10 protein-coding genes are annotated in these 8,018 nt (G+C 37.1%); all 10 read left to right on the top strand.

Going from position 1 to position 8,018, the window contains the following annotated elements; all coding sequences use genetic code 11:
* A partial coding sequence (locus tag DS745_RS10730; protein WP_153188173.1) for an IS3 family transposase occupies positions 1-91 on the top strand: 91 nt, incomplete at its 5' end.
* Between the two features lie 161 nt (positions 92-252).
* Positions 253-1,695: an aminodeoxychorismate synthase, component I gene (gene pabB / locus DS745_RS10725; RefSeq protein WP_421721815.1), complete on the top strand. Its 1,443-nt coding sequence runs from the start codon at positions 253-255 to the stop codon at positions 1,693-1,695.
* Positions 1,696-1,709: 14 nt separating this feature from the next.
* Positions 1,710-2,282, top strand: a complete 573-nt coding sequence (gene pabA, locus DS745_RS10720) for an aminodeoxychorismate/anthranilate synthase component II (RefSeq protein WP_129078256.1) — start codon at positions 1,710-1,712, stop codon at positions 2,280-2,282.
* Between the two features lie 3 nt (positions 2,283-2,285).
* Positions 2,286-3,146, top strand: coding sequence for an aminodeoxychorismate lyase (gene pabC / locus DS745_RS10715; RefSeq protein WP_129078255.1), 861 nt, complete (start codon positions 2,286-2,288; stop codon positions 3,144-3,146).
* 17 nt (positions 3,147-3,163) lie between these two features.
* Complete coding sequence (gene folP / locus DS745_RS10710; protein WP_129078258.1) at positions 3,164-3,973, top strand: dihydropteroate synthase; 810 nt, start codon at positions 3,164-3,166, stop codon at positions 3,971-3,973.
* Positions 3,966-4,337 carry a dihydroneopterin aldolase gene (gene folB, locus DS745_RS10705; RefSeq protein WP_129078254.1) on the top strand — a complete coding sequence of 124 codons (372 nt, stop codon included), beginning with the start codon at positions 3,966-3,968 and terminating at the stop codon, positions 4,335-4,337. Before folP ends, folB begins: the two co-directional genes overlap by 8 nt.
* Positions 4,324-4,854: a 2-amino-4-hydroxy-6-hydroxymethyldihydropteridine diphosphokinase gene (gene folK / locus DS745_RS10700; protein ID WP_129078253.1), complete on the top strand. Its 531-nt coding sequence runs from the start codon at positions 4,324-4,326 to the stop codon at positions 4,852-4,854. The genes folB and folK overlap by 14 nt, the downstream gene beginning before the upstream one ends.
* A complete protein-coding gene (locus DS745_RS10695) occupies positions 4,806-5,012 on the top strand; it encodes a helix-turn-helix domain-containing protein (protein WP_129078252.1) in 207 nt (68 codons plus the stop codon). Before folK ends, DS745_RS10695 begins: the two co-directional genes overlap by 49 nt.
* Before the next feature lie 18 nt (positions 5,013-5,030).
* A complete protein-coding gene (gene dusB, locus DS745_RS10690; RefSeq protein WP_129078251.1) occupies positions 5,031-6,026 on the top strand; it encodes a tRNA dihydrouridine synthase DusB in 996 nt (331 codons plus the stop codon).
* Positions 6,027-6,206: 180 nt separating this feature from the next.
* Positions 6,207-7,697 (top strand): lysine--tRNA ligase, encoded by a 1,491-nt coding sequence (gene lysS / locus DS745_RS10685; RefSeq protein ID WP_129078250.1) that lies wholly within the window; start codon positions 6,207-6,209, stop codon positions 7,695-7,697.
* The last annotated feature ends 321 nt before the right edge of the window (positions 7,698-8,018 follow it).

Raw genomic sequence — 8,018 nt, 5'->3', positions numbered from 1 at the left:
GTATATGAAATACTATAATACGAAACGGATGAAGGCAAAATTAAAAATGAGTCCGGTACAATACCGAACTCATTTTGAGCAAGCTGCCTGACAAAATAACCGTGTCTAACTTTTAGGGGTCACTTCAATTTAGGACTGCTTTTTCTAATATGGAGAAGTTGAGTCTTTTAGTAAGGGAAACATTAGTGATAAAATAAAGTTATAAAAATACAGAAAGACTAAGAAAAATGGTCTATGGAGTGTGAACTTAAGTTGGGACAAACTGTTACTAATCAAACCATTCGACGGTTCTCCGTTGGGAAATCGATAAAAGCAACAGACTTTGATTGGTTTGCAAAATATAAAGAGCTTGCAAAAACAAAAAAACACCATGCCCTCTTAGAAAGTGGACGAGGTGGAAGATACAGTATAATAGGCCTTGATCCTTGGGCAATTCTATCAGGGAAAAATCAAAAATTAACAATTACAATGAAAGACCAAGCAGAAGTAAAAGAAGGCCCCTTGTTGACTTCGATGAAAGAGTGGATGGCTACTTACCGAACAGAGGTTAATGATGATTTACCCGAATTTCAGGGTGGAGCTGTCGGGTTTATTAGTTATGACCTTGTTAGACAATTTGAAGAATTACCTGAAGTAAGTCAAGACGACTTAGAGACAGAAGATATTTACTTCCTTTTGTTTGAAGACGTATTTGTATTGGATCATAAAGAAGAGTTATTCTGGATAATTACACATTATGAAGAAGGTAAAAAAACAGTAGCGCTAGAACGACTAGATGAGTTAGAGAAATTGTGGTTTGCTCCAACAAAAATAGAGAGCTGGGACTACAGTAATCTTGAGTTTACTGACTATTGGGATGCGTCTTTATCTCAAGAAGATTTCATGACTGCCGTAAAAAAAGTTCAAAACTATATTGCAAATGGTGATGTTTTTCAAGTGAATTTATCTGTTAGACAAACAAAAAAATTAGAAACAGAACCTTTTCATATATATGAAAAGCTACGTGAGATCAATCCTTCACCTTACATGTCTTACTTTGAAACACCCGAATTTCAACTAGTCAGTGCTTCTCCAGAGCTATTAGTAAAGAAGCAGGGCGAAGATATTAGCACACGTCCAATTGCTGGGACAAGATCTCGAGGAAAAGATGCAGCTGAGGATGAAATGCTTGCGCGTACTTTAATAGAAAATGAAAAGGAAAAAGCAGAGCATGTCATGTTAGTTGACCTCGAGCGAAATGACCTAGGAAGAGTTAGTCAGTTTGGGACTGTGGAAGTAAATGAATTAATGGTGATCGAAAAGTACTCTCATGTTATGCATATTGTATCCAATGTTCGAGGGAAACTGGACCCTACATATGATGTATATGATGTAATCGAAGCGACTTTCCCTGGTGGGACAATCACTGGAGCCCCAAAGGTAAGAACGATGGAAATTATTGAGGAACTTGAGCCGGTTCGTCGCGGTGTTTATACTGGCTCTATCGGTTGGATTGGGTATAATGGTAATATGGAATTAAATATCGCAATTCGCACATTGGTTGCAAAAAATGGCTTTGCTTATGTTCAGGCCGGAGCTGGCATTGTGATTGATTCAGATCCGGAAGCTGAATATAAAGAGTCGTTAAAGAAAGCCATGGCACTATGGAAAGCAAAAGAGCTGAGTGAAGAAGAGAAAAGTAAAGTGAAGAGCTGAGGAGGAGCAACGACATGATTTTAATGATTGATAATTACGATTCTTTTACGTATAACCTTGTACAGTATTTAGGTGAAATGGGTCAAGAGCTTGTAGTTAAGCGTAATGACAAGATTACTATTGAGGAAATTGAGGAGTTAAATCCTAGCTACTTAATGATCTCCCCAGGACCATGTAGTCCTAATGAAGCTGGGATTAGTATGGAGGCAATTAAATATTTTGCTGGGAAAATTCCGATCTTCGGCGTATGTCTAGGCCATCAATCCATTGCCCAGGTGTTTGGGGGAGACGTTGTTCGTGCAGAACGACTTATGCATGGGAAGACATCTGAAATGTCTCATGATGGGAAAACGATTTTTGAAGATATCGCTTTACCACTTACGGCTACTAGGTATCATTCACTAATCGTAAAAAGAGAAACGCTTCCTGATTGTCTAGAAATCACTGCAGAGACTGCAGAAGGGGAGATTATGGCCCTTCGTCATAAAGAACTTCCAATTGAGGGGGTTCAATTTCACCCAGAGTCAATCATGACGGCAGATGGAAAAAAGTTATTAAAAAATTTTATTGAAAAATACTCGAGGTAATAAATGTTTATATATATAAATGGAGAATTTATTGAAGAAAATGAGGCAAGAATTTCTCCTTTTGACCATGGTTTTTTATATGGGGTAGGCGTATTTGAAACATTCCGGATTTACAATGGTCATCCATTTCTTTTGGATGACCATTTTCAGCGATTAGTTAGTAGTTTACGGGAGTTAAACATACACTACTCAATGGACAAGGAGCAAATTTTACAAATATTAAATCGGCTTTTATTATTGAATAACCTTACTGATGCTTATGTTCGATTTAATATTTCTGCTGGTGAAGCACCAATTGGCTTACAAACTGAAGCGTATGTAAAGCCCAACGTGATTATATTTATGAAACCGCTTAATGCACCTTTGGCTCGTGAAAAAAAAGCAGTACTTTTGAATACAGTAAGAAATACACCTGAAGGGGAGATACGTTATAAGTCTCACCATTACCTTAATAATATTTTTGGGAAGAGAGAAGCTCCGGCATTTGATACAGAAGGGATCTTTCTTACAAAAGAAGGGTTTCTAGCTGAAGGTGTTGTTTCTAACCTATTTTGGGTGAAGAATGGACAAGTATTTACACCTTCAGTACAGACAGGAATATTAAACGGAATAACAAGAAGATTTGTCATGAGTATACTCAAGTTAAATAAAATTTCTTGTAGGGAAGGCTTTTATAAAAAAAATGAGTTATTAGAAGCTGATGAAATCTTTGTTACCAATTCAATTCAAGAAGTAGTAGCTATCACCGTTGTAGACAATCAAAGACTTACTGCTGAAAACAATTTAACAAAATTTCTGCAAGACATTTATAGTAAATATACAAAGCAGAACGTTCGTACGATAAAGGAGCTAGAAAGGGGTTAATATAGTTGAGATTTGGAATGCATGAATTAGACTTTTCTAAAAAAACTTTAATAATGGGTATCCTAAACATAACTCCAGATTCCTTTTCCGATGGTGGGAAATATACTGATCTAGACTTGGCAGTTTCTAGGGCAATTAGAATGGTAGAGGAAGGTGCTGATATTATTGATATTGGTGGCGAATCGACAAGACCAGGAGCTGAAAAGGTAAGTGAAGAAGAAGAGTTAAGGCGAGTAATACCGATTATTCAAGCTGTATCAAATGTCGTCGATATTCCTATTTCTATCGATACGTATAAATATGAAGTGGCAAAACGAGCCATTGAAGCAGGGGCTACAATTATTAATGATGTCTGGGGCGCAAAGGCAGAACCGAAAATTGCGGACTTAGCTGCTATACATAAGTTACCGATTGTCTTAACGCACAATCGTGACAATCGTAGGTACACGTCATTTTTTGAAGATGTAATTTCTGACCTAAAAGAGAGTATCTCTTTATGTGAACAAGCTGGGGTAGAAGACGACAAGATTATTCTAGACCCTGGCATCGGCTTTGCAAAAAATTATCAGCAAAACATTGAGGTTATGCAAAACTTAGATAAGATTGTTCAGTTAGGTTATCCAGTATTGCTTGGAACCTCAAGAAAATCAGTTGTAGGTACCGCTTTAGACTTACCACCTAAAGAACGTCTTGAAGGTACCCAAGCTACGGTTTGCTTTGGCATTACAAAGGGTTGTCACATTATGAGAGTACATGACGTGCTAGAGATATCTCGATCAGCTCAAATGATGGATATATTAATGGGAAAGGTAGTAGTTGATGGATAAAATTTATTTAAATCAAATGCAGTTTTATGGATACCATGGAGTATTTTCGGAGGAGACCAAATTAGGACAAAGGTATATAGTTGACGTTATCCTCGAAACTAACCTTAAAGAAGCTGGAAGAACAGATGATCTGAACCAAACGATAAATTACGCAGAAATCTTTGATGTGGTGAAAATGGTAGTAGAAGGTCCTCCATACAAGTTAGTTGAGGCAGTAGCTGAAGAAATCGCTAAGCAAATTTTGCAACGTTTCATACTGGTAAATGCCTGTACGGTTAAAGTAATTAAACCAAATCCACCGATTGTTGGTCACTATCACTCTGTTGCTGTTGAAATAGTGAGGAATAGAAATGAAGCTAAATAAGGTTTATCTTTCTTTAGGGTCAAATATCGGTGATCGCTACAAATTTTTACAATACGGAGTAAAGAGCTTAAAAGATCATGTAAATGTTTCCATAAAAAGTTGTTCTTCAATTTATGAAACATCTCCAATTGGTTTCATTGATCAAGCTGATTTTTTAAATATGGTTATTGAAATAGAGACATCTTTTACACCTCTTGAGCTTTTGAGAATTACCCAAGAGATTCAACAAAAAGCTGGAAGAGAATTTAATGTTCGCTGGGGTCCTCGAACATTAGATCTTGACATTTTGCTATATAATCAAGAAAATATTGAGATGGATGAATTAAATATTCCGCACCCTAGAATGTTTGATCGAGGATTTGTTATTATTCCTTTAAAGGAAATTGCTCCAAGTCTTTACTTTCAATCTATGGGGAAAACAATAGAGCAAGTGTATCAAGAATTATTAGATAAAGAAGGTGTTCGGTTATGGAAGAGTCCATTTGGGGAAGAAGAATTAGAGCGTTTCGAAAGCTAAAGGGGTACACTCAAGAACAACTTGCTTCAGAGTTAGGTTTATCTGTATCTGTTCTTGGAGAAATCGAACGTGGGAATCGTGTCCCCTCTGAAGATCTTATTAACCAGATATCCTTAGTTTTAAATGTCAGAAAAGAAGATCTGAGTTCAATAAATTAATATACGGGAGGTGGCACCATGTTAAGGGTCGGTGACATTGCCCTGAAAAACCCTGTAGTATTAGCGCCTATGGCTGGAGTTTGTAATCCGGCTTTCCGTTTAATTGCCAAGGAATTCGGTGCAGGGCTAGTATGTGCAGAAATGGTTAGTGATAAAGCTATTTTGCAAAAAAATGAAAAATCGTTACAGATGCTCTTTGTTGATGAGCGAGAAAAGCCATTGAGCTTACAAATTTTCGGTGGTGACAGACAAACCTTAGTGGAAGCTGCCAAGGTAGTCGACCAACAAACGAATGCAGATATCATTGATATAAATATGGGCTGTCCAGTACCTAAAATCACGAAATGTGATGCAGGGGCAAAATGGCTGCTTGATCCGAATAAAATCTATGAAATGGTTGCGGCTGTTGTTGATGCAGTCCAAAAACCTGTAACAGTAAAGATGCGCATGGGTTGGGATGAAGAACATATTTACGCTGTTCGAAATGCTCAAGCTGTCGAAAGAGCTGGTGGGAAAGCAGTAGCGGTTCATGGTAGAACTCGAGTGCAAATGTACGAAGGAACTGCAGATTGGGATATTATTAGACAAGTAAAGGAATCAGTAGGTATCCCCGTTATAGGGAATGGAGATGTAAAGACACCCCAAGATGCGAAAAGGCTGCTCGAAACTACCGGTGCGGACGGAGTAATGATTGGTAGAGCAGCTCTAGGTAATCCTTGGATGTTATACCGTACAGTTCAATATTTAGAAACAGGTGAGTTAGCAGCAGACCCTACCCCGCGCGAGAAGTTTGATGTCTGTATGCTTCATTTAGATCGCCTTATTGCCTTAAAAGGAGAGCGAGTTGCTGTTCGTGAAATGAGAAAGCATGTTGCTTGGTATGTAAAAGGTATTAAAGGGGCTACTAAAATAAAGGACCAAATTAATCAATTCGACTCAAGAGATGAGATTAAACATGTACTTTATTCTTTTGTAGAAGAATTGGAAGCGAGAGAAGCAGTAGAAGTAATTTGACAATCTTTCCTATGTAACCTATAATACCTCTGTAATTAGTAACTGCCAGCAAGAAGCTGGCAGTTTTCTTATAGTTATAAATAAACTATTATACATTTAGTAGGAAATGGACATACAAGTTACTATTACTTTCTATACATATATTCTTTTATTAATAAATCTTTATAGGAGATGAGATAATTGTCAAATGAATTAGAATTAAATGATCAGTTACGAGTCCGTAGGGAAAAACTGAAATCGTTATTGAATGAAGGTCTAGATCCTTTTGGAAAAAGATTTGAGCGTTCTCACACAGCCAATACAATGGAGGCTGAATTTGGAGAAGTAACAAAAGAAGATTTAGAAGCGAAAGAAGTTGAAGTGACGATTGCTGGTCGTATTATGACTAAGCGCGGAAAAGGAAAAGCCGGTTTTGCCCATTTGCAAGATCTAACTGGACAAGTTCAGATTTATGTAAGACAAGATGCCGTTGGTGAAGGACAATATGACATCTTTGATGGAATTGACATTGGGGATATAGTAGGTGTAACAGGGACAGCTTTTAAAACGAAGGTTGGAGAACTTTCAGTAAAAGTAAAAGATTTTCAGTTGCTAACAAAGTCACTACGACCATTACCGGACAAATTCCACGGATTAAAAGATGTAGAACAAAGATATCGTCAACGCTACGTTGATTTAATCATGAATCCAGATGTTAGAAATACTTTTGTAACTAGAAGTAAAATTCTTAAGTCAATGAGAAACTACCTAGATGCTCAAGGTTATCTAGAAGTAGAGACACCGATGATGCATTCTATTGCAGGTGGAGCTTCTGCTAGACCATTTATTACTCACCACAATGCATTAGATATGGAATTATTTATGCGCATTGCAATTGAGCTCCATTTAAAACGCTTGATTGTTGGTGGTCTTGAAAAAGTGTATGAAATTGGTCGAGTGTTTAGAAACGAAGGTGTTTCAACAAGACATAATCCTGAGTTTACGATGATTGAACTTTATGAAGCGTATGCTGACTATAAAGATATTATGGCTTTAACTGAAAACTTAATTGCTCATATTGCCCAAGAAGTGCTTGGAACTACGACTGTTCAATATGGTGAATATGAAGTAGATTTAAAACCTGAATGGAAAAGACTCCATATGGTAGATGCAATAAAAGAATATACAGGTGTTGATTTCTGGAAAGAGATGACGGATGAAGAAGCTCGTCAACTAGCAAAAGAACACAACGTTCCAGTGAAAGATACGATGAGCTATGGCCATGTTGTGAATGAGTTCTTTGAGCATTTTGTTGAAGAAAAGCTAATTCAGCCTACATTCATCTTTGGTCATCCGGTTGCTATTTCGCCTTTAGCCAAGAAGAATCCTGAAGATGAGAGATTTACTGATCGTTTTGAATTATTTATTGTTGCTAGAGAACATGCTAATGCATTTACAGAGCTAAATGATCCGATTGATCAACGAGAGCGTTTTGAAGCGCAATTAGTAGAACGAGCGCAAGGTGATGATGAGGCGCATATGATGGATGACGATTTCGTGGAAGCTTTAGAATACGGTATGCCTCCTACAGGTGGATTAGGAATTGGGATAGACCGACTTGTAATGCTACTAACTAATTCACCATCAATTAGGGATGTATTACTATTCCCACAAATGAAACATAGAGACTAGTATTGAGCCAATTCGTATTGTTAAAAATACGAATTGGTTTTTTGTATAAAATGTTATTGACTTTAATTTACCTACGTGTTAAATTATTATTTGTCGCTCCGAAGAAACGTCAAAAAACATTCAAAAAAATGTTGTTGACACTGCAAGAGAGACATGATATATTAATTAAGTCGCCGACGAGCGATAGAGTAATATGATTGTTCTTTGAAAACTGAACACACAGCCAAGCGAATTAAAGAGATAGTAAATATCTCGTCAATGAATTATTATTTTTGAGCTATATCAAACACTTTTATGGAGAGTTTGATCCTGGCTCAGGAC

Source organism: Anaerobacillus alkaliphilus, assembly GCF_004116265.1.
Lineage (GTDB): Bacteria > Bacillota > Bacilli > Bacillales > Anaerobacillaceae > Anaerobacillus > Anaerobacillus alkaliphilus.
Note: the sequence above shows the minus strand (reverse complement) of the source record. Positions and strands in the feature narration are given on the sequence as shown.